We start from the raw sequence: 24,261 nt of genomic DNA on the forward strand, positions 1-24,261 counted from the left end.
CCCATGATAAAGTGTTGTTTCCGGTGACGCAAATTTGCGCACCATGATAGGTTGAGAAATTAAAGTTATTTGGAGAGTTGGTTTTGTATTGAAGGAGGATTACCTTGTCTGGGATGGAACGTTTCACGCAGCGGGCGCGTAGAGTGTTGAGCTTGGCGCATCAAGAAGCCGAGCGCATGCACCAGAGCACTATAAACACTGAACACCTGCTGTTAGGCCTAATTCAAGAAGAAGGCGGTATTGCCAGCCGTGTATTACGCGATTTGGGTCTGGAACCCGAACGGGTTCAGGATATTGTTGATCGCATCAGCGGCTTTGGCACATACCGTGGTGGTCGAATTGATCTTTCGCCGGGCGTGCAACAAGTGTTAGAGTATGCCATCGAAGAAGCCCGGAACATGGGACATCATTATATCGGTACTGAGCACCTGCTGCTGGGTCTGATCCGTTCTACTGAGGGTAAGGCGCTGGACGTGTTGCGTAAATTGGGTGTAACCCCGGAGCAGATCAAGCGCCAGACGAAGCGTGTGCTGCAAGAGAGCGGTAGCGCCTTGCAGGGCGCCTCAGGGCGAGCGCCGTCCCAACGCCAAGAGCAGAAAAGCCAGCAAAAGACAACGCTGATTGATCAACTGGCGACTGATTTGACGGCATTGGCCGAGGAAAATAAACTCGACCCGGTCATTGGACGCCAGATGGAAATTGAGCGTGTCATCCAAATTTTGGCGCGCCGTACCAAGAACAATCCGGCTCTGATCGGTGAACCCGGGGTTGGGAAAACGGCGATTGTCGAAGGCTTGGCGCAGCGCATTGTTGAGGGTGATGTCCCGGCACCCCTGTTGGGCAAGCGAGTTCTGCAACTGGATGTGGGTTCGTTGGTAGCAGGAACGATGTACCGCGGCCAGTTTGAAGAACGCTTGAAGCGCGTCATTGAAGAACTGAAAGCCTCGGGCGCCATCCTATTCATTGATGAAGTGCACATGCTCGTCGGCGCGGGTTCGGCTGGTTCCTCTGTGGATGCGGCGAATATCCTGAAACCTGCCCTTTCGCGGGGTGAGTTGCAGGTGATTGGTGCTACTACCCTGGATGAGTACCGCAAGTATATTGAGAGTGATGCCGCGTTAGAGCGCCGTTTTCAGCCAATTATGGTCAATGAGCCCACGGTGGAGGAGACCATTGAAATCCTGCGCGGAATCCGCGGCGCCTACGAAGAGCACCATCGCTTGATCATTTCGGATGAAGCGCTCGAAGCGGCGGCCCGCCTTTCGGCGCGGTATGTCACCGAGCGCTATTTGCCGGATAAAGCCATAGATCTGATTGATGAAGCGGCCTCGCGGGTTCGCATGTATAAAAGCCAATCAGCCAAGACGGTGAAGGAACTCATGGCTCGCTTGCGGGCATTGCGCCAGAATATTATCTTGGCCAATGAGGACGGGCGTTATGAGGAGGTACAGGAGTTAACCCGAAAGGCACAGATGCTTGAAGAAGAGATTGAGCGTCTGCGCAGTGGTTGGGACCGCGAGAACAGTCCGGTTGTGACCGCCGAGGACATTGCTGAGGTGGTCTCGATGTGGACGGGTATCCCGGTGAAGCAAATGGCGCAGACTGAATCGGAACGCTTGCTCCATATGGAGGAAGAACTGCGCAAACATATCATCGGGCAGGATGAGGCCATTGAAACTATTGCCAAGGCGATTCGCCGCGCTCGCTCGGGTTTGAAAGACCCGCGTCGCCCAATCGGATCGTTCATGTTCCTTGGGCCAACCGGTGTAGGCAAGACTGAGTTAACCAAGGCACTGGCGCGCTTCCTCTTTGGCAGTGAAGATGCACTGCTCCAGTTGGATATGTCGGAGTTCATGGAACGTCACACGGTGAGCCGCCTGGTGGGTGCACCGCCCGGATACGTGGGTTATGAAGAAGCGGGTCAGTTGACCGAGGCGATTCGCCGTCGGCCCTACTCCATCGTGGTCTTTGATGAGATTGAGAAAGCCCATCCGGAAGCCCACAATATGCTCTTGCAGATCATGGAGGAAGGGCACCTGACTGATGCGCGTGGTCATCGGGTGGATTTCCGCAACACCATCATTATCATGACCTCGAACATCGGTGCCGACATGATCAAGCGTCAGAATGTGATGGGTTTCCAAGTCAAGCGTGATGAGACGCTTGAAGAACAGTTGGCTTACGAGGAGATGCGCAAGAAACTGCTTGAATCGCTGCGTCGTGTTTTCCGGCCGGAGTTCATCAACCGCCTTGATGGTGTGGTGGTATTCCGCGCTCTCAATCGCGAAGACTTGCTCAAGATTGTCGGTTTAGAGATTCAAAAAGTCTCCGACCGCTTGCGCGAGAACAACATTACGCTCAAAGCCACCGAGGCGGCCATCCGACAGTTGGCCGAGGAAGGATATGACCCGGAGATGGGCGCGCGGCCATTACGGCGAGTACTGCAGAACCGCATTGAGGATCGTCTTTCGGATGCGCTTCTGGCCGGCGAGTTCAACGAGGGTGATGTCATCGTTGTGGATGCTGTAGACGGCGAGATTGTGCTTCGCAAGGAAGAAAGCTCGCCAGCCGAGGCTCAAAAGACGGTTGAGATGAGTATCTGATGGGTGTGGCAACCTCATGATGATGGGCATCCTTATTTAGTAGTGAGGACGGGGTTGGTAGGCTGGATGCTTGCCAGCCCCTTTTCTTTGCGACTATGGCGAAAACACAAACCCGTTATGTCTGTCAGCAATGTGGCCGAACCTCTCCCCGCCCATTAGGGCGTTGTCCTCAATGTGGGGCGTGGGATAGCATGGTGGAAGAGGTCATTGCGGCACCTAGTTCGTCCACCGCGGCAGCGACCTCTCTGCGTGGTTTGACCAGTCATTCTCGTCCTCTGCGCTTAGAGGAGATCCCTGGAGTAGCGGAAGACCGGTGGATATTGCCAATGGCGGAGTTTGCCCGCGTCCTTGGGGGCGGTATCGTGCGGGGCTCGGTGGTGCTTCTGGGCGGTGATCCGGGAATCGGAAAATCTACTTTGCTGCTCCAAATGGCATTGGAGATGATCCAGCAGGGCCAAGTCAATGCTGTGACTGGCCCGGTGCTCTATGTATCAGGCGAGGAATCAGAGCGCCAAATTAAGATGCGAGCGTTACGGTTGCTTCGCCAAATGGAGCAAGGCGAAAAGGATGAAAATAGAGGTGATTCATTTCTCGAGCATCTTTTCCTGGTGACGGAAACGAACCTGGATGTCATCCTGGATCATATTCGTGATATTAAACCCGGCTTGGTTATCATTGATTCCATCCAAACTGTATACTTGCCGGCTTTACAATCCAGTGCCGGTTCGGTAAGTCAGGTCCGGGAATGTGCATCGCGTTTACGGGAATTGGCAAAGACCTCGGGGCTAACCGTTTTCATGATTGGTCATGTGACGAAAGAGGGGATGATTGCCGGCCCGCGCGTTTTGGAGCACATCGTAGATACGGTTCTCTACCTGGAAGGGGATCGCTACCAGGCGGTGCGTTTATTACGTTCGGTTAAGAATCGCTTTGGCGCCACCTCGGAAGTGGGAGTGTTTGAGATGCGTGATACTGGCATGACCGAGGTGCCTAATCCGTCCGAGGTCTTTTTAGCCGAACGAATGGTGAATGCCCCGGGTTCAGCCATCGCGGTAACCATGGAGGGTACGCGTCCACTGCTGGTGGAGATTCAGGGGTTGACCAGCCCGTCGAATTTGGGCAATCCCCGTCGTACGCCAAATGGGCTTGACGTTAATCGTCTACTACTGATTGTGGCTGTGTTGACTCGTCGCCTGGGGTTACGCCTGAGTGATCAGGATGTTTTTGTTAATGTCGTGGGGGGATTACGGATCGCCGAACCGGCAGCAGATCTGGCAGTGGCTGCGGCGATTGCATCGTCCTATCGCGATGTCCCGATTCGTGCAGATACAGTGCTCATTGGCGAGATTGGGCTCTCGGGTGAATTGCGCTGGGTGGCTCAGATGAATGCTCGTTTACGCGAAGCCGCCAAATTGGGTTTCAAGTCGGCCATTGTGCCGCGGCGATTGCGTCGTGTTGACCCCTGGCCAGAAGGGATTGAGGTTCTAGAGGCCCGTTCCCTGCGTGAGGCCTTACGCTTGGCGCTTCTTGACTCCCCGGCTAAATCCTCTTGAGAGGGTGAAGAGATGGGTATAAAACGTTGGCAATTGGCACTCATTCATGCAGCTGTAGCGGTCACCTTGGTGCCGATAAATAGCACGCTAAATCGGGTCATGATCAAGGAATTAGGAATCTCAGCAACACTGGTGGCATTGCTGGCTTCATTGCCTTATTTGTTCTCCCCGGTTCAGGTTGCTATCGGGGCATTTAGTGATCGTCATCCCATCGCGGGGTTACGTCGTACCCCATACATTTTGGCAGGGTTGCTTTTCTGCGTCGGTGGCCTTGCGGTCGCCCCGATGGTGGTGTTTATCCTGCCCGAAAACTTTTCCATCGGCCTCTTGCTACTGGGGCTAACGTTCGGGGCATGGGGATTGGGTTATAATCTGGCCGCCGTATCTTATCTCTCACTCGCCACCGAGCTTTCAGGTGAACGGGAGCGGACGCGCACGGTGGCAACCATGTGGTTTCTTATGATCGTGGGAATCATCCTGACCGCGGCGGGTTTGAGCCGACTTCTGGCTGAATATTCCCCTGAGCAATTACAACGCGCATTTGGTTCAATCGCTGTGGTTGCACTGGTATTGGGCCTATTAGGACTAGTAAAATTAGAGCCACGATCAACTATGCCTTCAAACCAGGCCACACCAGAAGTGCCAGCCTCATGGGGTTCGCAACTTCGTTTGATCTGGCACAATCCACAGGCCCGCCTCTTCTTTGTTTATTTGAGTGCCTTATTAGTCGCAATTTTGGGTCAAGATATCCTGCTTGAGCCCTATGCCGCTGAAGCGTTTAATCTCCCTGTAGCCGTAACCACGCGCATTACCTCCATATGGGGCACGTGTTTTTTAGTTGCCCTATTAGCCGCAACTTGGCTTGAACCGCGTTGGGGTAAGCGCCGGGTTGCCTTCCTGGGCGCAGTAACTGCGCTACTCGGCTTTGTTCTGATGATCGGGGCAGGTATTGTCGCTTCGGCCCAGGTGTTTTATGCGGGCGTTGTCTTATTAGGTTTGGGAAGCGGTTTGGCTACCGTCTCGAACCTTTCTTTAATGTTGGATATGACGACCAAAAGTGTTGGCATGTATATGGGGGCATGGGGAATGGCCAGCGCTTTAGCGCGCATCTTGGGATCAGTTCTCGGTGGAGCGGTAAGGGACATCATCTTAGTTGTGAGTCAAAATGCTCTGCTGGGTTACGGGGTGGTATTTGGTGTTCAGGCGATGTTGTTAGGATTATCCATTGGACTTTTACGGCACATTGATGTGGAAACTTTTCGTACGACGTCCCAGCGTCTTTCTCTGGGAACCCGAGCCGCTATGATGCAGGAACTTGATGCCGGATAAAAGAAAGGATGCCTTACCCAATGAAAAACTCGATCTTAGAATGGATGGGCCCAAATGGGTGGCTGCGCACTCGCCGCAATCACGCGCTTGAGCATGCCACGATTCAGGTTCTGGCCGCCAAGCGCCCTGACTTACGCATGGCGGGAAATTCAAATGCCCGCGGATTCTGGATCATTGGAAACGTGGATATCGAGACCTTTCAGGCCGGACTTTCCGAGGCATTGCAGCGTTTACGGGCCGGAGAGCGTGATTTGGCCATACACCCCAATTGTGGTACAAATTACGTCTCAATGGGATTGGGAGCGGGCTTGGTCGCCTGGCTGAGTATGGTGGGGGCAAAAGGCAGTTGGCGGGAGAAGTTAGAACGCTTGCCCCTGGTCATGTTCCTGGTAACTTTGGTGCTTATTTTGACGGCGCCACTTGGGCCATGGCTTCAGCGCACCCTGACCACCGACGCCGACTTGGGGGATTTGCAGATTGAGCAAGTGGATTGCTTTGAGCGCAAAGGCTACATGATCTATCATGTAAAGACGCGATAAGTGGATTGGGTTTAAGGATGCCCAATGACGCAGATGACTGAGCCTCAGATTCATCTTGTTTACGGTGAAGATTTGCCGGGGATGCAGGCTTACCTGGAGGCGTTAGCTCACCGGATATTGGGTGAACAGGGGATGGGGGATTTTAATTTTGTCCGCCTAGATGCTCAGACTGACGATGAAGAACGTCTATACGCCGAATGCATGACGTTACCCTTTTTTGGTGTGCAACGGCTGGTTGTTTATAGCAATCCCCTCCAACGCTTACGCTCATCTCAAGCCCAAAAGCGCTTTCTCGCTTTATTAGAGAGCCTTCCGGGCAGCACGTATCTGGTCATCTGGATCGAAGATCACTTGATTCCCAGTGGCAAGGATAAAGGGTGGTCAACGATGAAAAGTATTGGGAAGTGGCTATTAGAATGGGTGCATAAAAATAATGCGCGAGCAGTTGAGAAACCATTTCCTTTTCCGCCCCTGGCTCAAATGCCCACGTGGATAGTTCAACATGCCCGGGCGCTAGGGGGAGTAGTTACCATCGGTGCTGCCAGATTATTGGCCAATTACGTTGGGAACGACACTCACTTGGCTCATCAAGAAATCCTCAAATTATTGACTTATGTGGATGATCGTCGTCCCGTTTCTGAGGATGATGTGCTTCTGCTCTCCGCGCCGATCGGACAAGCCAACGTGTTTGAAATGACAAACGCCGCTGCCCAGGGGAATGTTAAACAAGCCTTGCAGCAGTTGGAAATTCTGCTTGGCGAACAAGATCCAATTGGGTTATTGGCGTTGATCGTGCGTGAGTTTCGTTTGCTTTTGCTAACCCGCGAATTGATCGAAGCGGGTGAACGAGATGCCCAGGTTATCGGTGAACGGTTGAGGGTGCAAGACTTTATTGCTCAGCGGTTGATAGAACGAGTACGCCGCTACACGTTGGCAGAACTCGAGGCCATCTATCAACGGCTATTTGAGACCGATTTAGCCATTAAGAGCGGAAACCTTGAACCCCGTTTAGCCATGGAGCAATTGGTTGTGGGGTTAGCACGACTCCAAGGTGTACGGTCTTGAAAAGGGGAAAAGGATGTGGAGAATTCAACCGGTTATCGCATTCGTGATTTAGATGACCAGGAACGTCCGCGCGAACGTTTGGCGAAACTGGGGCCGGAAGCCCTAAGCACGTCGGAATTACTGGCCATTCTCTTGCGGGTAGGCGTCCCAGGGGAAAATGCAGTTCAACTGGGAACGCGGTTGCTCCAGACGTTTGGGGGATTAAGCGGCTTGCATCGGGCTTCGTTTCATGAATTGCAATCTCAGCATGGTGTTGGTGTCGCTAAGGCGGCTCAAATCAAGGCGGCTATTGAGTTGGGGCGGCGGATGGTCGCCGCTGCGCCGGAAGAACGCCCAGCCATCCATAACCCGGCTGATGCGGCGGCATTAGTGCTCTATGAAATGTCTGCCTTAACCCAAGAGCATTTGTGGGTTATTCTGACCGACACCCGTAACCATGTCTTGCATATCGAGAAGATGTATAAAGGGTCACTGAACGCCTCTACCGTACGTGTAGGCGAAGTTTTTCGTGCGGCCATACAGCGCAATGCGGCGTCTATCCTGGTCGTGCACAATCATCCCAGCGGCGACCCGACCCCAAGCCAGGAAGATATTACTTTAACCCGGGCGTTGATCCAGGCGGGGCGCTTGCTGGATATCGAAGTGTTGGATCATCTCGTGATTGGTCAAGGTCGCTACGTCTCGCTCAAAGAGCGTGGTTTGGCTTTTGGCTGAAGCCTTAACGTTGAGGTCATGGCTCTAAAGCGACATATAGACGCTTGTTGATTTTGCCTTTGCTTTTGTAATCTACGATGCGGATAGGGCCAACCTCGGCGGTATTACGTACATGGGTACCACCATCTGCTTGGAGATCTAACCCCACAATTTCGACCGTCCGGATCTGGGTGATCTCCGGGGGAAGTAAGTTGATCTTGGTGCGGATAAGATCCGGGATTTGGAAGGCTTCCTCGCGGGGTAAAATTGCTGTGCGCACCAAGCGTGCCGCTTGCACCTCACGGTTCACGCTTTCTTCGATCACCGCGACCAAATCTTTGGTCAGGGATTCAAATTCGAAATCCATGCGCCCTTGAAGAGGCTCCATATCGCCACCGGTGACCAGCGCGCCATAATCGCGAAAAACCACACCACACAAAATATGAAGTGCCGTATGGGTGCGCATGAGAGCGTAGCGGCGTTCCCAGTCAAGTTTGCCTCGGACAATCGTGCCCGGTTCTGGCAGGGGCGCATCGGGAGGAAGGTGATGCCATAAACCTTCGGGGGCTTTGCGCAAGCGAACGACGGGAATCGTTGCACCGGCATACGTCAACCAGCCATTATCCGCCGGTTGACCACCCCCACCGGGGTAAAAGGCACTGCGGTTGAGCAAAATGGCGTTGGAGGCTGGATCTAGGTTTAAAACGATGGCGTCGAATTCGTGTAGATAGGCATCTTCAAGATATAGTAACGTGGTCATTGCTAAACTCCAGGGTAAGGTTTGGGAATTCTTGGCTCAACGCCGGTTGACAAAACAGCCTGCTCATAGTATTATTTTGGCGCACTGGCGAGGTAGCTCAACGGAAGAGCAGCGGACTCATAAGCCGTTGGTTGTGGGTTCGAGTCCCACCCTCGCCACTGAATGTTTAAAAAGGGTTATGGGTTGTTATAATTTTTATTTTCATCTAATACAATGCGACAGTCCAGCACCAGTGCTCCTTGCCCCTTAGGCCGTACCAGCAGGGGGTTGATTTCGGCCTCTTGCAAGGCAGGAAAGTCCACTGCCAGATGGCTAAAGCGAAGAAGGATATCTACCAATGCGTCTAGATCGGCTTCCGGTTGACCACGGAAGCCGGCTAGAAGACGCCCGGCATGGGTTTCATTAATCATTTGCAACGCGTCCCCACGGGTCAATGGGGCGATCCGAAATGAAACGTCACGAAAGAGTTCAACGTAAATTCCCCCCAGGCCGAACATCATCAGCGGGCCAAAATTAGGATCGCGCCGCATCCCGATAATCACCTCATAACCCTGGGGTGCCATGGGTTCAACCAAAGCGCCGACCAACTCCGCCTGAGGTAGCCTTGCCCTGATGTGTGCCATCATTTCAGAGAAGGCGGCACGCACGTCCTCAGCGTTATTCAGGTTCAGGCGAATACCGCCAACATCCGATTTATGCAGGATGTGGGGCGACACGATTTTCAGCACCACCGGGTAACCCAGACGCTCGGCAATCTGAACCGCTTCTTGCGAGGAACGCGCCAGATCACCAGGAATAAGGGGAATTCCATAGGCATCTAAAATCGGGCGGGTTTCAAATTCACCCCAGACCAGCCGCTCACCCTGGGCTTTGAGTAACCTCTTCACCTCTTGAGGTTGGCAATCCTGAGGGCGCTGAGGGGTAAGAAGCGATTTTTGACGCCATTGGGCATAGTTGGCCATGGCCTCCAACACGTAACCCGCCGATTCCGGGAAGGTGTACATAGGGATTCGCCCGTGATGTAAAACTTCGCGGGCTTGACCCACGCTATATTCGCCCATGAAGCAGGCCAGGACTGGTTTGTCTGCCTGCGCTTGGGCGGTCTGGACGATGCGTTGGGCAACCTCCGCCGGATTGACCAGGGCTTGCGGCACCAATATGGTGAAAACAGCATCCACGTTGGGGTCTTGCAAGGTGTGGGTCAGCGCAAAAGCGTAGTCTTGGGGCTCAGCGCCTCCCAGCATATCTACCGGATTATCCACCTGTGCCGCTGGATTGAGGTGCTCGCGCAGAGTTTGGCGCGTTGTGGCACTTAGTGTGGCCAGAGTTAACCCATGGGCGGCAAGGCTATCCGAGGCTAGCGCCGCTGGGCCGCCGGCATTGGTAATGAGGGCGATGCGGCGACCTTGGGGCAAGGGTTGAGTATCTAAAGCCACAGCAATCTCAAAGAGTTCGGCCACAGTTTGGGCTTCAATGACGCCACTTTGCACGAAGGCGGCATGGTAGGCTTCGTTAGCACCGGCAAGCGAGCCGGTGTGCGAGGAAACAGCGCGTGCACCGGCCTCTGTGCGCCCGGCCTTGAGCATCACAATGGGTTTATAGCGAGTGACCTCTCTGGCTACGTGGAGAAAGCGCTGGCCGTCACGAATTGATTCAACATAAGCCGTAATCACGCGGGTGTTGGGATCTACAGCAAAGTATTCAATGAGATCTGTCTCGGTAACATCCGCTTCGTTACCCAGGCTGGCAAATGCGGAAAAGCCGACCCCTTTATCGCGTAGATAGTCAATAACACCACCGCCTACTGCACCAGATTGGGAAACAAAACTGATCCCGCCCCGCGCAGGAACCCCCTGGATGAAGGTGGTATTGAGGCCAGTGTAAAGATCAAGCGTCCCAACGCAATTGGGCCCAATAAGCCGCATGTAATGCTTACGAGCAATTTCCAGGCAGTGCTTTTCCAGGTCTGCGCCTTCGGGACCAACCTCTTTGAATCCGCCGGAGATGATAATGGCCGCACGGATTCCGCGTTCCCCGCAGGCTTCTAAGGCGTCAGGTACCAGCGGCGCAGGGATGATGATGACGGCCAGATCTACCGGATCGGGCACCTGGCGGATGTCGGGATAACATGTCAATCCCAAGATGCGGGTACTTTTCGGGTTAACCGGATAGACGGCACCTTGGTAGCCATAAGAGACCATGTTTTTTAAAATACCGTGGCTAAGTTTTGAGGGATTGTCAGAGGCACCAATAAGAGCCACACCCTTGGGGGCAAAAAAAGGACGCAAACTGGATGTCATGACCAATCTCCACTTGGGGGATTTGAGGCTGTCCTAATTGTATCTGAGGTTGTCTTCGGCGTCCAAATCCACCATCGGCGTTTATGTGGCTGTGTTAAAATTGCGGGGCAATGACAAGACCCCAGATTTGTGTCAGAAATCTTCACTACGTTTATCGTGCCCCAAACGGCGAGATTTGGCCGGCCTTACGAGGCGTTGATCTAGAGATAGAAGCCGGGGAATACAATGCTATCATTGGGGCGAACGGATCGGGTAAATCCACCTTGGTTCGTCATTTTAATGCCCTGTTATTGCCCGAAAAGGGGGATGTGTGGGTAGAAGGAAGGAATACGCGGGACGTGACCGCACACCCGTTTATCCGCCAATCTGTGGGGATGGTCTTCCAGTTTCCCGAAGATCAAATCGTTGCCAGTGTGGTGGAAGAGGACGTGGCGTTTGGGCTGGAAAACCTGGGATTGGCTGAGTCGGAGATACGCCAGCGGGTAGCAGAGATGCTCCAGGTGTTGGGGCTGTGGGAACATCGGCAACGTCCGTCGCACTTGCTCTCAGCGGGACAGATCCAACGCTTAGCGTTAGCCGGGGTGCTGGTAGTACGCCCACGTTGTCTGGTTTTGGACGAAGCAACTACGATGCTGGATCCTCAAGGGCGGATGCGTTTGCTGGATTTGGTAGAAGCCCTCAATCGCGAGGGGATCACTTTGATCCACGTCACGCATCATATGGATGAAGCGGCACGTGCTCAGCGGGTGATTGTCATGCACCATGGTCGCATTGTTCTTGATGGCTCGCCCGAAACTGTGTTTGCCAATTCGGACCATCTTGAATCTCTGGGGCTCGAAATTCCACCCACTCTGCGCCTGGCTAAAAGGTTACATTTAATCTATGCGGGTTTCCCCGCAAGGGCGCTTCAACCGGAAGATCTATTGAACAATATCCCACCTTTTCCGGGTGATGCGAAAGGAAATTCAATAAATGTGAGTGAAAATGCTCGCAAGGTTGAATCAACTCTGATTGAGGTCAAGGGATTGGGCCATACCTACTTACAAGGCACTCCAATGGCTCATGTGGCATTACAGGACGTGGATTTGCAGGTAGGTGAGGGTGAGGCCGTGGCCCTGATGGGTGCAACCGGTTCGGGTAAATCAACCTTGCTCCAGCATCTAAATGGGTTGCTTCTGCCACAGAAGGGAGAGGTGCGGGTGGGTCCATTTACCTTGCCGGCTAATCTTGATCTCCGTCACGTGCGGCAGTATGCCGGCCTATTGATGCAGAATCCTGAAGTGCAATTTTTTGAAACCTATGTTGGGGATGAAGTCGCATTTGCCCCGCGCCAAATGGGGGTAAAGGATTTGCGCGAGCGCGTGCGATGGGCATTAGGCATGGTAGGGCTGGATTTTGACACCTACAAAGACCGCCCGCTTTTCACGCTAAGTGGTGGTGAGCGGCGGAAAGTGGCATTGGCTTCGGTTTTGGCGATGCAGCCCAAGGTGTTGTTACTCGATGAACCCACAGCAGGGTTAGATCCGGCGTCTCGGCGCGGGCTTCTGCTAAGTTTGAATCAGTTAAGGGCCAACGGGGTGACCCATGTGATTGCCACTCATCATTTGGATGATTTACTTCCCCTCATTGACCGAGTGGAGATTCTCGTAAAAGGCACTCATTGGGCGGGCGGTTTACCCCAGCAAGTTGTTGCTAATGGTCTGGCGCTACAGACCAGTGGTTTGGTGACTCCTTTGTTATTCCATGTGATACTCAGCCTGCGTCAAAAAGGTTGGCCGGTACCCTGGGTAAACCACGAGGCTCAATTGATCATGGCTGTGCAAATGGCCTTAGGGGTTGGTTCATGAGCGAGTCGTTTGAATATTTGCGTTTGATCTCTTTGGGGCAGTATTTCCCTCTGGACACGGTAGTGCATCGCCGTGAACCACGAGTTAAGGTATTGGCCTTAACCGGCATTGTATTGGCAGTGGTGTTCAGCCTGCATTTGAGAGGGCTCATTCTGGCTTTGTTGGGGGCGCTTTTGATATTGCGTTTGGCGCGCGTTGGCTGGGGTTACGCATTACGGAGCCTGCTTTTGCCGCTTCCGTTTCTCCTCTTTTTGATGCTGATTCAGACTATTTGGGTGTCTTATCGTTTTGAAGGGAGCTGGGTGGTGCAGTGGGGATGGATGCGTATTAGCCAGGGAGGTGTAATGGCCGGGTTGGTGTTAGGAACCCGGTTTGCAGTGTTATTGCTATGGCTACTCTTAGGCTCGTATTGTATTTCAAATACCGAGATGGTGCGGGCATTGCGTCAGTTGCTGTATCCGCTCAGGTTTATTGGCATACCTGCGCGTGATGTAGCCATGGCAGTTCAAATTGCATTGCGCTTTATTCCCTACCTGGCGATTATTCTTGAGCGAATCGCCAAAGCACAAGCCTCACGCGGGGCCATTTGGGGAAGCGGACGAGGTAGTTTGGTTGCGCGGGTGCGGCAGTTATATCCCCTGCTGATTCCGCTTTTTTTGCTGACTTTGCGCAAAGCCGAAACCTTGGCGCTGGCAATGGAAGCGCGGGGATATAGCAATCCTGCTGCAGAGCGCCCCCGCAGAGGGCATCCGTGGGCGACTGGGGACTGGTTGTTTCTGTTGATTGCAGTTGGGTTGGCAGGTGTAATCCTGCTTCTATAAGCGGGCTCCTTGGGCGCGGCGAGGTAGTTGGCGGTAGGCACTTACGACGGCCAGTGTGAGTAGCGCCGCTGCAATTGCTTCGGGAATTCCGTTTAATGCCACAATTGGCAGCATCGCTGGCCAGGGAAGAAGACCAAGCAGACCAATGGCACCGAGCACCAGGATGGTATTGGTCAGGCTACCTGCGATACCGCCCAAGAGCAAGGCGATTCCGGGCCACCGTTCCAAAGCACGCCAAACCAACCAGGCCACTGGCCCAATGAAGAGCCGCGGAATTACGGAGATAAGCGGGTTAGTGAACCAGACATCCGCGGGTCCGGTCGGGGCAATGGCAGCCTGAAGCATGCTAAAGGCGCCAAAAATAAATCCAATTCCCAAACCCACAACCGGACCTTCGAGGACGGCACCAATAATGACCGGCACATGCATGATCGTCAGCGAGGCGCCGGTAAACCAGGGGATGAAGCCCAGGCGGGTTAAGCCCAGGAATATGGCAATCGCACCCAAAACACCGGTAACCACAACTTTACGGGTTCGTTCGTTTGGCATTGTTTACTCCTTATAGTTCAAGGGCTGGCACTATTTTACCTAACCCGTGTGGGTCATAAAGGTTGCGCTGAAAATATCCCGCGCACTTACACCCAATGATACAACCTTTTGCTAAAATGAATCCATCCTGCCATTCCCGATGATAAGCGAGGTGTTTCTGTGTCCAACCCTCCCCATCCCCGCTGGTACGATTACATTCGATATAACTTGTATTGGTTTGCCCTCACCACACGCGGTCAAACGATATCACCGATTATTGTCCCATTATTAGTGCAACAGTTTGTGGGGGAGGCTGCCAAGGGTACCTACCTGGGTGTTATCCGCTTATGGGCGTTGATGGTCGCCCTCCTAATCCAGGCACTGATGGGCATGCTTTCGGATCGAAGTGTTCATCCATGGGGAAGACGGCGCCCTTTCATCCTGGTGGGAACGGTAGGGGAAGTGATCGCGTTCATCCTAATTGGTGTCGCGGCAGGTTTGCATGGATTAGAGGGCTTTTGGGTGCTCTTTGGGCTGTATATTTTCTCAATGATCAGTTCGAATATTGCCCATGCGGCCACGCAAGGGCTGATCCCTGACCTGGTGCCCGAATCACTGCGGGGACGCTTCTCCGGGGTAAAGGCGTTTCTGGAACTGCCTTTGCCGCTCATCTTTGTTTCCTTCGTGGTAGCACGCTTGATCGGCAACGGAAATTTGTGGGGAGGCATTGGCGCCGTCATCGGTGTGCTAGTCGTTTGTGCAGGGGTTACCATGACTATCCCCGAACGCCGTTTGATAAACCCACCCGCGCCGTTGGATTGGCGTCCATTCTTTCGTTTATTGCTAATGACAGCGTTGTTCACGGCCATTATCCTTGGGAGTGGATCGGTCATTCGGTGGGGAGTAGCGGTCACCCAACTCCTGACATTGGAATGGCGGCGCTGGCTAATAGGTGCTCTGGGTTTGTTGATGATCATGATCGCGGTTGTGGGCGGTGTTTTGGGGAGTCTGCGCATAGGATTGGGTCGAGATTGGAAACTGGCACCGGGTTTTCCTTGGTGGGTGGTGAATCGTTTGGCTTATCTGGTGGGTTCAACCAATCTGGCCACTTTTCTTATTTATTATCTGCAAGAGCGGTTTGTGGACCTTCAAGGAGAGCGAGCAGCGGCACCGGCTGCCAGTATCGTGATGGTGGTGGGAATTTTCGTTTTGCTATCAACCCTTCCCAGTGGTTGGCTAAGCGACCGCTTTGGTAAACACCCCATTCTACTGCTGGCGGGGAGCATGGCGGCACTGGGAGCAGCGATTGTGGTGTTGGCGCCTGATTTAACCCTATTGCGAGTTGCCGGTGCCGTCTTAGGAGCTGCAACTGGCCTTTTTTATGCGGCGAACTGGGCTTTGGGAACCGAAATTGTTCCGGAAGAGCACGCCGGGCGGTTTTTGGGGCTTTCTAACCTGGCTGGGGCGGGAGCGGGGGCAATTGGGGCCTACATCGGTGGACCGATTGCCGATGCCGTGGGTTACACCCCACTGATGCTCATTTTTGGGGTTTTGTTTCTCTTCTCAAATCTGGCCTTGATGGGTATTCCTTCCTCTCGTCGGCATCAATAAGGGCTTCATGTGTAACCTTTGGGGACTATGTGCATCCAATTTATTAGAAAGAAAATTTTTAGGTTATGGGAGGTAAGCCATGCGTGTAAATGAAGCCGGTTGGGATCGTGTTGTGCGGATCGTGCTGGGTTTAGTGTTATTGGTTTTAGGCTGGGGTGGTTTCGTTAGTGGAGGTTGGGGCGTTGCCTTTAAGATTTTGGGTTTTGTGCCCTTGCTTACCGGTCTGTTAGGATGGTGCCCGCTATATGCGCTCTTTAAGATCCGCACCAACAAGGCTTAGGGTCCTAGTTTAATCGTGTGTATCGTTGGCTTGCTGGAACTGCTACCGGCAAGCCATTTAATCGTCCCACGGATGGACATTGACTATGAATCTTGAAGAATGGCAAAGTACGCTTAACCAATCATCTTTACCCATTGTTGTTGAGGTTTGGGCGCCCTGGTGTGGACCGTGCCGGGTAATGGCGCCAGGGTTGGAACGGGTGGCTCAGAGATATGCGGGACAGGTGGAACTTGTCCGAGTAAACGCAGATGAATCGCCTGAGGTGGTGCAGACCTTGAACATTCTCGGTATTCCAACCCTGATCGGTTTTGATCGGGGCAAAGAAGTATTCCGTCGGATGGGTTTGCAATCCGAAGCGGCGTTAGGTCAGTTGTTTGATGCATTGACTCGGGGGCAAACACCACACCTCTCATTGGGATTGACCGAGCGATTATTGCGTCTGATAAGCGGGACCATTGTGTTGGTATTGGCATGGAACAATGACGTTTCCTGGATTCTAATCGCTGTCGGATTGGGGTTGATCTTCAGCGCAGTCTACGACCGTTGTCCTCTCTATAATATGTTAACCTCGCGAGTAAAATCCTGGCTCTCGTTAAAATAGATCATACCCAGGATATCGTTCCAGGAACCCGGAAGTTTTTCCGGGTTTTTCTTTTTGGTATTAAAGCGAATTTTTATCAAATATATCTAAAAATATGATAAAATGTGTGCGTGGGCATTGTTTTCTGGCTCGGCCAGAGCCAACAGAAACAGCCGCAAAAATCCCATTACTGTGAGGTGTTTGCATCATGTTTGCTGCTTTCTTGCTGGCATTACGTGAAGGTCTGGAAGCGGCCCTAGTTATCGGCATTCTTTTGGGTGCGCTGGAAAAGTTTCAATTGCAGTCCCTTAAAAGGTCAGTGTGGTTAGGGGTAGCGGCAGCAGTGGGAGGTAGCCTGGTCGTGGGTTGGGGCTTGAATGCCCTGGGTATGGAACTGGAAGGGCAGGCAGAAGCTGCTTTTGAGGGCGTGATGATGCTACTGGCAGCAGGTCTTTTGACCTGGATGATCTTCTGGTTACATCGTCAGGGTGCTGCAATTCGCCGCGAATTAGAGCATGACGTGAGAGTTGAAACGCAACGCCGCGGCGCTTGGGGCCTCTTCCTGGTGGCTTTTACGGCGGTTGGTCGTGAGGGAATTGAATTGGCCATTTTTCTTCTGGCGGCCCGTTTTGCGGCAGGTGCTTTACCAACTTGGGGTGGTGCGTTGCTTGGGTTGGCCCTGGCTGCATTTGGGGGGTGGGTCATTTTCACCACAACGTATCGCCTGAATCTCAAGCGCTTTTTCCAACTGAGCAATGTCTTGCTTCTCTTATTCGCTGCCGGGTTGGTTGCCCATGGAGTGCATGAATTTAATGAAATTGGCTGGATTCCAGCGGTTGTAGATCCTCTTTGGGATATCGGTCATTTATTGCCTGAGAGCACGTTTATCGGCCAGGTGCTAACGGCGTTATTTGGCTATAATGCAAACCCCTCGCTCACGGAGGTTATTGCCTACTTGATGTATGTGGTGAGCATTGGCATCCTGGTATTGCCAAAGCCTTCGTGGCGAGTTGCCCGAACTTGACCTACCTGAGTCTTCTTTAACACCCCTGAAACAGGGGTGTTTTTCTTATTACGCCCCAAAAGGCGACTATAATGGAGAAACCCTGATTGGGCACAAGAGGGTATTATGGGCGCAGATGTCATTGTGGTTGGGGCTGGGCCAGCCGGGGCGACGTGTGCCTATCTTCTTGCGCGGGTCGGGATTAATGTGATCTTACTTGAGAAAGCGGCCTTGCCCCGTTATAAGCCCTGCGGTGGTGGTTTGACGTGGCGTGCGCTCCGATGTTTGCCGGTCGAACCCTCGGATGTAACTGAAGTCTATGCGGTCGGTGGCCGGTTGGCTTGGAACGGGCAAGTCGTTTTGGAAAAAACGGATAACTCATTCGTCGCTGCGTTGGTAATGCGGGATCGTTTTGATGCTTGGTTAGCGGAGTTGGCGCAAATGGCTGGTGCCCATCTCCAGGATCGTACGCCAGCCCTAAGGATTGAGGAAACACCAGACCATGTGCAGGTGGAGACCCCGACCGGAATTCTGCGTGCACGTTACCTCGTAGGAGCGGATGGGGTAAATAGTCTTATTGCCCGTCAATTCAGGGGGTTCAGTCGTGTTACCGGTGTGGCCTTAGAGGCGGAGGTGGATGTGCCATCAAGGGGGTTAGAAACGCAAGGGCCGTATCTAACGTTTGATTTCGGAATCCTACCTTTTGGGTATGGGTGGATCTTCCCCAAAAGGGGGCACCTTTCGGTAGGCGTGTTTGCAGCACATGGGGGGCGTGTACCTGACCTAAAGAGAACGCTGGAACGATTCATGGGGCAGTATGCGCACTTAGCAAAGGGCCAAGTACGCCTTTTGCGCGGTCATCGTATTCCGCTCGGGGGTCAAAGGTATCCCCTACATACCCGACGGATGCTTTTGGTGGGAGATGCTGCCAATCTGGCCGATGCGTTTTTGGGTGAGGGCATATCCTATGCCTTATGGAGTGCCTGTCTAGCATCTCAAGCGCTGCAGATTGGCTTAACCGACCGCCGGGCTGATTTGGCGGCCTACACGCGTATGGTGCAGACGACCCTGGGACGGGAGTTGCGTTTCGCAGCGCGTTTGGGGCGGTGGGTGTATTCCCATCCTAAGCGAGCAGTAAATGTGTTGGTAACGAGTCCGAAACTGCAAGCCTTGTGGCTGAATACGCTCACTGCGCGCCAGTCTTTTACACGTCTGATTCTATCTTTACCTCTCTATTTACCTCTTGTTTTGGCTCAATATCTGCAAAACAAACCACATCGGCAGTGGTGAAAAAAACATGCGAAATTCCGTTGCCATGGGAATACGGGTTGGTCTGCTCATAATCGGAGCCCTTCTGGTGGGGTTGGCCCTTTGGCCATCTCGTACGACTTGGATCACCTTGCACCCCGAATTGGAATGGCTATCGAATCAGCCAGAGGTTGAAGATATTCAGATAGATGCCGTTGGGGCATTAAGTCACGGGCAGGTCGTTATCGGTTGGCCTCAGAGCCTGCGTCCCAGGGAATGGGGAAAAATAACGTTGAATTGGGTACCAGGCGTTGGTACTCCCTTACCGAGCGATCCAGTCGTTTCTCCCTTGCGTTTAATATTTACTGTGCGATTAGAAATAAACGGTGGATATGTTGAGCCGGCAGGGATTTGGCGCGAAGTAGTGGATCTCCGAAAAGGAATGACCTTGACATGGCGAGTAATGTCTCGGAATGACCAACCCATTCAAGGGACGCTTTGGATTTATGCTCATACCGCTTCGGTGGAGGGGGTTGATGGTGGGGGGTTACCCATATTGGCTTGGCCATTTACTATCAATGTGGCGACTCCATTAGGGGTGTCCAATTGGATTTGGGTTGGGCTGGGTGGTTTGATGTGGGCACTGGCCTTGACAGGGCAAAGATGGTGGATGAAGCGGTTCTCCTAATGCAGATAAATTGTGAAAAATCGCACTATTTGGATAACCACACTCAGGTTGCTTTACAAGATGGCAACCCGTTGATAGAATAAAGCCATAGGCGGGGGGTAGGTACAGTCCCGCCAGGACAAGAAAATATCCCGAGATCCATGAGGCAGGATATGTTAAGCGCATGGTTATACATCGGAATTTTTACGCTGGTAGCGGTTGCTTTACCAGCCATCGCTATTTTTTTAGCCGGTTTATTGGCTCCCAAAAAGCCTAATCCAATTAAAGAGGCCACCTATGAATGTGGCGTTGAAACCGTTGGACCGACGTGGACGCAACTGCGAATTCAGTATTATTTATTTGCTTTGGCTTTTCTAATCTTTGATGTGGAATCGGTGCTTCTTTATCCCTGGGCGGTAGCGTATCAACAGCTACCGCTTTTTGCGATAGTTGAAGCCATCATTTTCCTGGCCATTCTTCTGGGTGGCCTTTTTTATGCTTGGCGCAAGGGGGCTCTCAACTGGCAGTGAAGCCTTGAGAAAGATTTCACATGGGAGGGGTAATGACCGCTTTTTGGCAGGATCCGATCACGTTTTTGCGCTTGTGGCTAGAAAATCTTTTGCTCTTTTGGGGCGTGCCGGAGGGTTGGGTACTAGTCATCCGTTATACGATAGGCGCAGTACTGCTGGCCACGGCAGCCCTGTTGTTTGTCATCCTACAACTGTGGTTAGAACGTAAACTGATCGGACGACTTCAGGACCGTCTGGGTCCGAATCGGGTTGGACCATGGGGATTGTTGCAGCCCATTGCCGATGTGCTCAAAATTTTTACCAAAGAACACATAACGCCGGCAGGAGCAGATCGCGTACCTTTTAATTTAGCACCGGTCCTCTCGGTGGCAGCGGCGCTCATGGTCTGGGCGGTCGTACCTTTCTCGGCAACGGTGTTTGGGGCCGAACTCAATGTGGGTATTTTGTACCTTTTGGCCGTTGGGGCCATAGGTGAGATCGCTATTATCTTGGCCGGTTGGAGCTCGAACAATAAGTATGCCCTTTTGGGGGCGTTGCGTACGGTGGCACAACTTATTTCTTACAGTGTGCCGATGACATTATCGGCTTTGGTGCCGGTCATGTTCAGCGGAAGTCTTAATTTGAATGCTATCACCCGGGCCCAAGAGGTGTGGTTTCTCTTCCTCGCACCATTGCCGGCCTTGATATTCCTGACGGCCTCAGTGGCTGAAGTTGGCCGCGCTCCCTTCGACCTACCTGAAGCCGAGTCAGAACTGGTGGCAGGGTATAGCGTGGAGTATTCTGGGTTGAAATTTGGCTTTTTCTATGTGGCGGAATTTCTCAAGGCATTTACAGTTTCGCTGATTTTTGCGGTATTGTTCCTGGGTGGATGGCGCGGCCCGGGTGCAGAGGCCTATCCGGTGTTAGGGTTTGTGTATTTATTCCTCAAGAGCAGTGCTGTGTATCTTTTGATGATCTTGTTGCGAGGAACGTTGCCACGCTTTCGCATTGACCAGGTGATGGACTTGAATTGGAAAGTTTTTACTCCACTAGCGCTGCTCCTCTTAATGATCATTGCACTCGTGGATTACTTCTTACGCGGAGCATTACCTTTGGTGCGAGTTATGGTTTTGTTGGGGGTTAATGCCTTGGCCTATGTTATTTTGGACCGTTTGTTATCCTCGCGGGAGAGGTTACGCCGACAACCGGTCGCCCAGCCGGTGCGCCCGGTAGCACGGCCCGAAAATCTGATCAATCCGTCTGAAACAGGGGTGGCTTCATGAGTATCTTACAATGGGTGTTTGTAGTCACCGCTTTTCTTACTGTAGGAGCGGCGGTGATGATGGTGGCTTCACGCCGCATGATGCATGCTGCCTTGTGGCTGGCGGTGGCCTTGCTGGGTGTTGGGGTGATTTTCATAACTCTAGAGGCCAGTTTTTTTGCCATTGTCCAACTCCTGGTTTATATTGGTGCCATTTTGATTTTGATTGTTTTCGCCATTATGCTGACACAGCGAACAGATGAAAGTGGTGCTCGCCTTAACGCTTATGCCTGGGCTGCGGCAGGAATCGCTGGCTTGATTGGTGCCATCCTGGCATTTACCATGGCTGGCTGGATAATTGGAAGCACTGCGTTGCAAGAGTTAGGTTCTACATTTGACGCGGTCCTGCCTTTAGGGCAAGCGTTGGTAGATGCAGAAGGGTATGCCGTGCCTTTTGAAGTGGCTTCGGTATTGCTGCTGGCTGCGCTGATTGGGGCGGTTTATATTGCCTTTGAACGGAAAGGAGAACGACCGTGATTCCACTTTCCTGGTACCTTACTTTTTCTGCGGTTTTATTTAGCATTGGTTTATTTACCGTTTTGGCTCGCCGGCATGCCATTGTTATCTTGATGGGAATTGAATTGATGCTCAATGCAGTTAATATCAATCTTTTGGCCTTCTGGCACTACTGGTCGCAGGTGCGGGGGGCACCTCAAGTAAATGGGATGGTCTTTGTGGCAATGGTGTTTGTACTGGCTGCTGCCGAGACGGCAGTTGCGCTGGCGTTAATCATCTCTGCCTATCGTCGCCACCACACGGTGGTGGTTGATGAAATGACCCTGCTCAAAGGCTAGATCAAAGGATAAAGAGGAAAGTAACATGCCATTTGAGACCCTGATTTGGTTATTGCCTTTACCGCCCTTGTTGGCATTTTTCTTGATCATAACCTTTGCTTATCGGCGTAACAGCCTCAGCCATGGGCTGGCTATTGGGGCTGTAGGTCTCTCGTGGCTGGGGAGCATGTTCGTGTTTTGGCGCGCTCTGCAATCCGAGCACCTTGCTGAACACCCCTGGAGTGCGGTGTTAAATTGGATTCCAACCGGAGATACTTGGTTCCAAATCGGGGTCCAGGCTGATCCCTTAACTGTTGTAACGTTGTTTTTTGTGGCTTGGACCATCTTGATGATCTTTATTTACAGTGTGGGGTACCACAATTATGGTCAACCCCGGGGCGTTCACGATCGGCCGGGTTTGCCTCCCCAAGGCGCCGAAGTCAAAGATGCTCATGGTCATCATCATCGTGTGCCTTCGATTGAACCAATGTATGCGCGATTCTTCGCGCTAGTTAGCCTCTTTGCCTTTGCGATGTATTTATTGGTCGTCAGTGATAACTTGCTAACGCTTTATATCGGCTGGGAGGTCATGGGGGTATGTTCTTACCTGTTGATCGGCTTCTGGTACGCCAAAGAGTCGGCCCGGAACGCCGCGGTTAAGGCCTTTTTGACCACTCGGATTGGGGATGTGTTTATGCTGCTTGGATTGGCAGCGCTCTATGCCCTTACCGGTAGTCTTAACTACCGTGCCATTTTGGGTAATCCCCAGGTACTTGAAATCCTGGCTTCGACTATCTCGCCTGTTGCGGGATTGTCCTGGGCTGCGCTAATTGGATTACTGCTTTTTGCCGGCACGGTGGGTAAATCAGCGCAGTTTCCTTTGCATGTATGGTTGCCGGACGCCATGGAAGGCCCTACGCCGGTTTCGGCCATGATCCATGCCGCGACCATGGTCTCAGCAGGGGTATATTTGATGATCCGCTTCTTCCCCTTGCTTTCTGCCGGATGGATGCCGGGAGAACCGCTGACACCCCCAATGGTGGCAATGGCATTTATCGGTGCATTTACCGCTCTGTTTGCCGCGACCATCGGTTTAGCCCAGCGGGATATCAAACGCGTTTTAGCCTATTCGACGATCTCGCAACTCGGGTACATGATCGCCGCCTTGGGGATAGGTGCTTACGTTGCCGCAACGTTTCATCTGGTCACCCATGCCTTCTTCAAGGCCCTGCTTTTCCTGGCATCGGGTTCGGTTATCCATGGAATGGAGCATGGTGTTTACCATACCGACGAACATGTAGATCCCCAAGATATGTTCAACATGGGCGGGTTGCGTCATAAGATGCCCGTGACCTTTTGGACGTTCCTGGTTGGGGGGCTGTCGCTGGCTGGTTTTCCGCTAATCACGGCCGGTTTTTGGTCTAAGGATGAAATCTTAACCGCAGCATTTCAAAGCAATCTTCCTGTTTTTATCACCCTGGGCGTTGCTGCGTTGTTAACGGCATTCTACACCATGCGTCAACTGACGTTGGTTTTTCTAGGGCAGCCACGCACTGCGGCAGCGGCACAGGCGCAGGAATCACGTCTGGTCATGACCATTCCCCTAGTGGTGTTAGCCATTTTTGCTCTTGCAGCGGGTTGGGTGGGTATTCCGGCGTCTTTTCCGCTGGTAGGAGGAATTCTTCCCAATTGGTTTGAGGCGTTTGTGGGGAGCATGTTAGGGCATGTGGGTGAAGCGGATCACCTGATCTTTACACCTACACCGCTATTGGTTTCTATTCTAGCCTCGCTGGGCGGACTTTTCCTGGGGTGGTGGGTTTATCAATCCCAGCGCGATCGCGTTCAAGATGTGCTGGCTAAGCCCCTGGGTGGGCTATACCGGTTGTGGCAGAACAAGTATTACATTGACGAACTTTATCAACTCGTGTTTATTCGCCCGGCGCTGTGGGTTGCAGACGTTTTCACCTATCATTGGCTTGATCGGAAAATCATTGATGGCGTACTGCACGGAATTGGCCGCTTAGGGTTAGCCATAGGCCACGGCTTTCGTGAATTTATTGATCGTCCGCTGATCAACGGCGCTGGTGATGCAGTGGCAGACGGAACGCATGAGGTTGGAGCGCGCTTGCGTATTCTGCAACCAGGGCGGTTACAGGTTTACCTTCTAATCGCGCTGGTGGGCATCCTGATCATTGGGTTGGTGCTCTTCTCCATTGGGATGGTTTAAACTC

Annotated in this window: 22 protein-coding genes and 1 tRNA gene; 20 read left to right on the forward strand and 3 right to left on the reverse strand. The window is 52.7% G+C overall.

Features of this window, described 5'->3' with window-relative positions:
* The first annotated feature begins 113 nt into the window (after nt 1–113).
* From QYE77_RS13155 to radC, 6 genes are all read left to right on the forward strand, one after another.
* Nucleotides 114–2,603 carry an ATP-dependent Clp protease ATP-binding subunit gene (locus QYE77_RS13155; RefSeq protein WP_315625893.1) on the forward strand — a complete coding sequence of 830 codons (2,490 nt, stop codon included), beginning with the start codon at nt 114–116 and terminating at the stop codon, nt 2,601–2,603.
* Between the two features lie 95 nt (nt 2,604–2,698).
* Entirely contained in the window at nt 2,699–4,156 is a 1,458-nt protein-coding gene (radA, locus tag QYE77_RS13160) for a DNA repair protein RadA (protein ID WP_315625894.1), read from the forward strand.
* A gap of 12 nt (nt 4,157–4,168) precedes the next feature.
* Nucleotides 4,169–5,485: a BCD family MFS transporter gene (locus QYE77_RS13165; protein ID WP_315625895.1), complete on the forward strand. Its 1,317-nt coding sequence runs from the start codon at nt 4,169–4,171 to the stop codon at nt 5,483–5,485.
* A gap of 20 nt (nt 5,486–5,505) precedes the next feature.
* Entirely contained in the window at nt 5,506–6,024 is a 519-nt protein-coding gene (locus QYE77_RS13170; RefSeq protein WP_315625896.1) for a DUF6391 domain-containing protein, read from the forward strand.
* 24 nt (nt 6,025–6,048) lie between these two features.
* The gene (gene holA / locus QYE77_RS13175) at nt 6,049–7,089 is read left to right on the forward strand and encodes a DNA polymerase III subunit delta (protein WP_315625897.1); all 1,041 of its coding nucleotides are present in this window, start codon (nt 6,049–6,051) and stop codon (nt 7,087–7,089) included.
* 15 nt (nt 7,090–7,104) lie between these two features.
* The gene (gene radC, locus QYE77_RS13180; protein ID WP_315625898.1) at nt 7,105–7,803 is read left to right on the forward strand and encodes a RadC family protein; all 699 of its coding nucleotides are present in this window, start codon (nt 7,105–7,107) and stop codon (nt 7,801–7,803) included.
* A 16-nt stretch (nt 7,804–7,819) separates the two neighbouring features.
* Here radC and QYE77_RS13185 read toward each other — a convergent pair whose 3' ends face one another.
* On the reverse strand, nt 7,820–8,542 hold the full coding sequence (locus QYE77_RS13185) for an alanyl-tRNA editing protein (protein WP_315625899.1): 723 nt from the start codon (nt 8,540–8,542) through the stop codon (nt 7,820–7,822).
* 86 nt (nt 8,543–8,628) lie between these two features.
* Between QYE77_RS13185 and QYE77_RS13190 the strand changes: the two genes are divergently transcribed.
* Nucleotides 8,629–8,700, forward strand: a tRNA-Met gene (locus QYE77_RS13190).
* Between the two features lie 18 nt (nt 8,701–8,718).
* Here QYE77_RS13190 and QYE77_RS13195 read toward each other — a convergent pair.
* Nucleotides 8,719–10,842, reverse strand: a complete 2,124-nt coding sequence (locus QYE77_RS13195; protein WP_315625900.1) for an acetate--CoA ligase family protein — start codon at nt 10,840–10,842, stop codon at nt 8,719–8,721.
* 110 nt (nt 10,843–10,952) lie between these two features.
* On the opposite strand from QYE77_RS13195, the gene QYE77_RS13200 reads away from it, so the two are divergent.
* Both QYE77_RS13200 and QYE77_RS13205 read left to right on the forward strand, forming a co-directional pair.
* Nucleotides 10,953–12,689 carry an energy-coupling factor transporter ATPase gene (locus QYE77_RS13200; protein WP_315625901.1) on the forward strand — a complete coding sequence of 579 codons (1,737 nt, stop codon included), beginning with the start codon at nt 10,953–10,955 and terminating at the stop codon, nt 12,687–12,689.
* A complete protein-coding gene (locus QYE77_RS13205) occupies nt 12,686–13,510 on the forward strand; it encodes an energy-coupling factor transporter transmembrane component T family protein (protein ID WP_315625902.1) in 825 nt (274 codons plus the stop codon). Before QYE77_RS13200 ends, QYE77_RS13205 begins: the two co-directional genes overlap by 4 nt.
* Here the strand turns inward: QYE77_RS13205 and QYE77_RS13210 are convergent.
* On the reverse strand, nt 13,505–14,059 hold the full coding sequence (locus tag QYE77_RS13210) for an ECF transporter S component (protein ID WP_315625903.1): 555 nt from the start codon (nt 14,057–14,059) through the stop codon (nt 13,505–13,507). The genes QYE77_RS13205 and QYE77_RS13210 overlap by 6 nt on opposite strands.
* A gap of 159 nt (nt 14,060–14,218) precedes the next feature.
* Between QYE77_RS13210 and QYE77_RS13215 the strand changes: the two genes are divergently transcribed.
* The 11 genes from QYE77_RS13215 to nuoL all read left to right on the forward strand — a co-directional run bounded on the left by QYE77_RS13215 (nt 14,219) and on the right by nuoL (nt 24,257).
* Entirely contained in the window at nt 14,219–15,649 is a 1,431-nt protein-coding gene (locus QYE77_RS13215; protein ID WP_315625904.1) for an MFS transporter, read from the forward strand.
* Between the two features lie 79 nt (nt 15,650–15,728).
* Nucleotides 15,729–15,929 carry a YgaP family membrane protein gene (locus QYE77_RS13220; RefSeq protein WP_315625905.1) on the forward strand — a complete coding sequence of 67 codons (201 nt, stop codon included), beginning with the start codon at nt 15,729–15,731 and terminating at the stop codon, nt 15,927–15,929.
* Between the two features lie 85 nt (nt 15,930–16,014).
* Complete coding sequence (locus QYE77_RS13225) at nt 16,015–16,530, forward strand: thioredoxin domain-containing protein (RefSeq protein ID WP_315625906.1); 516 nt, start codon at nt 16,015–16,017, stop codon at nt 16,528–16,530.
* A gap of 187 nt (nt 16,531–16,717) precedes the next feature.
* Nucleotides 16,718–17,533 (forward strand): FTR1 family iron permease, encoded by an 816-nt coding sequence (locus tag QYE77_RS13230; RefSeq protein WP_315625907.1) that lies wholly within the window; start codon nt 16,718–16,720, stop codon nt 17,531–17,533.
* Nucleotides 17,534–17,638: 105 nt separating this feature from the next.
* On the forward strand, nt 17,639–18,802 hold the full coding sequence (locus QYE77_RS13235; RefSeq protein ID WP_315625908.1) for a geranylgeranyl reductase family protein: 1,164 nt from the start codon (nt 17,639–17,641) through the stop codon (nt 18,800–18,802).
* Between the two features lie 7 nt (nt 18,803–18,809).
* Nucleotides 18,810–19,448 (forward strand): hypothetical protein, encoded by a 639-nt coding sequence (locus QYE77_RS13240; protein WP_315625909.1) that lies wholly within the window; start codon nt 18,810–18,812, stop codon nt 19,446–19,448.
* A 152-nt stretch (nt 19,449–19,600) separates the two neighbouring features.
* Nucleotides 19,601–19,957 carry an NADH-quinone oxidoreductase subunit A gene (locus tag QYE77_RS13245; RefSeq protein WP_315625910.1) on the forward strand — a complete coding sequence of 119 codons (357 nt, stop codon included), beginning with the start codon at nt 19,601–19,603 and terminating at the stop codon, nt 19,955–19,957.
* A 32-nt stretch (nt 19,958–19,989) separates the two neighbouring features.
* Nucleotides 19,990–21,219 (forward strand): NADH-quinone oxidoreductase subunit NuoH, encoded by a 1,230-nt coding sequence (nuoH, locus tag QYE77_RS13250; RefSeq protein ID WP_315625911.1) that lies wholly within the window; start codon nt 19,990–19,992, stop codon nt 21,217–21,219.
* Nucleotides 21,216–21,734 (forward strand): NADH-quinone oxidoreductase subunit J family protein, encoded by a 519-nt coding sequence (locus QYE77_RS13255; protein ID WP_315625912.1) that lies wholly within the window; start codon nt 21,216–21,218, stop codon nt 21,732–21,734. Before nuoH ends, QYE77_RS13255 begins: the two co-directional genes overlap by 4 nt.
* Entirely contained in the window at nt 21,731–22,051 is a 321-nt protein-coding gene (gene nuoK, locus QYE77_RS13260; RefSeq protein ID WP_315625913.1) for an NADH-quinone oxidoreductase subunit NuoK, read from the forward strand. Before QYE77_RS13255 ends, nuoK begins: the two co-directional genes overlap by 4 nt.
* A gap of 25 nt (nt 22,052–22,076) precedes the next feature.
* On the forward strand, nt 22,077–24,257 hold the full coding sequence (gene nuoL, locus QYE77_RS13265; protein WP_315625914.1) for an NADH-quinone oxidoreductase subunit L: 2,181 nt from the start codon (nt 22,077–22,079) through the stop codon (nt 24,255–24,257).
* Nucleotides 24,258–24,261 lie beyond the last annotated feature (4 nt).

This window comes from Thermanaerothrix solaris (assembly GCF_032334255.1).
GTDB classification, from domain to species: domain Bacteria; phylum Chloroflexota; class Anaerolineae; order Anaerolineales; family Anaerolineaceae; genus Thermanaerothrix; species Thermanaerothrix solaris.

Coding starts and splice junctions, on each gene's coding strand:
- QYE77_RS13155 (WP_315625893.1), top strand. CDS start 114: ATGGAACGTTTCACGCAGCGGGCGCGTAGAGTGTTGAGCTTGGCGCAT.
- radA (WP_315625894.1), top strand. CDS start 2,699: ATGGCGAAAACACAAACCCGTTATGTCTGTCAGCAATGTGGCCGAACC.
- QYE77_RS13165 (WP_315625895.1), top strand. CDS start 4,169: ATGGGTATAAAACGTTGGCAATTGGCACTCATTCATGCAGCTGTAGCG.
- QYE77_RS13170 (WP_315625896.1), top strand. CDS start 5,506: ATGAAAAACTCGATCTTAGAATGGATGGGCCCAAATGGGTGGCTGCGC.
- holA (WP_315625897.1), top strand. CDS start 6,049: ATGACGCAGATGACTGAGCCTCAGATTCATCTTGTTTACGGTGAAGAT.
- QYE77_RS13185 (WP_315625899.1), bottom strand. CDS start 8,542: ATGACCACGTTACTATATCTTGAAGATGCCTATCTACACGAATTCGAC.
- QYE77_RS13195 (WP_315625900.1), bottom strand. CDS start 10,842: ATGACATCCAGTTTGCGTCCTTTTTTTGCCCCCAAGGGTGTGGCTCTT.
- QYE77_RS13200 (WP_315625901.1), top strand. CDS start 10,953: ATGACAAGACCCCAGATTTGTGTCAGAAATCTTCACTACGTTTATCGT.
- QYE77_RS13205 (WP_315625902.1), top strand. CDS start 12,686: ATGAGCGAGTCGTTTGAATATTTGCGTTTGATCTCTTTGGGGCAGTAT.
- QYE77_RS13210 (WP_315625903.1), bottom strand. CDS start 14,059: ATGCCAAACGAACGAACCCGTAAAGTTGTGGTTACCGGTGTTTTGGGT.
- QYE77_RS13220 (WP_315625905.1), top strand. CDS start 15,729: ATGCGTGTAAATGAAGCCGGTTGGGATCGTGTTGTGCGGATCGTGCTG.
- QYE77_RS13225 (WP_315625906.1), top strand. CDS start 16,015: ATGAATCTTGAAGAATGGCAAAGTACGCTTAACCAATCATCTTTACCC.
- QYE77_RS13230 (WP_315625907.1), top strand. CDS start 16,718: ATGTTTGCTGCTTTCTTGCTGGCATTACGTGAAGGTCTGGAAGCGGCC.
- QYE77_RS13235 (WP_315625908.1), top strand. CDS start 17,639: ATGGGCGCAGATGTCATTGTGGTTGGGGCTGGGCCAGCCGGGGCGACG.
- QYE77_RS13240 (WP_315625909.1), top strand. CDS start 18,810: ATGCGAAATTCCGTTGCCATGGGAATACGGGTTGGTCTGCTCATAATC.
- QYE77_RS13245 (WP_315625910.1), top strand. CDS start 19,601: ATGTTAAGCGCATGGTTATACATCGGAATTTTTACGCTGGTAGCGGTT.
- nuoH (WP_315625911.1), top strand. CDS start 19,990: ATGACCGCTTTTTGGCAGGATCCGATCACGTTTTTGCGCTTGTGGCTA.
- QYE77_RS13255 (WP_315625912.1), top strand. CDS start 21,216: ATGAGTATCTTACAATGGGTGTTTGTAGTCACCGCTTTTCTTACTGTA.
- nuoL (WP_315625914.1), top strand. CDS start 22,077: ATGCCATTTGAGACCCTGATTTGGTTATTGCCTTTACCGCCCTTGTTG.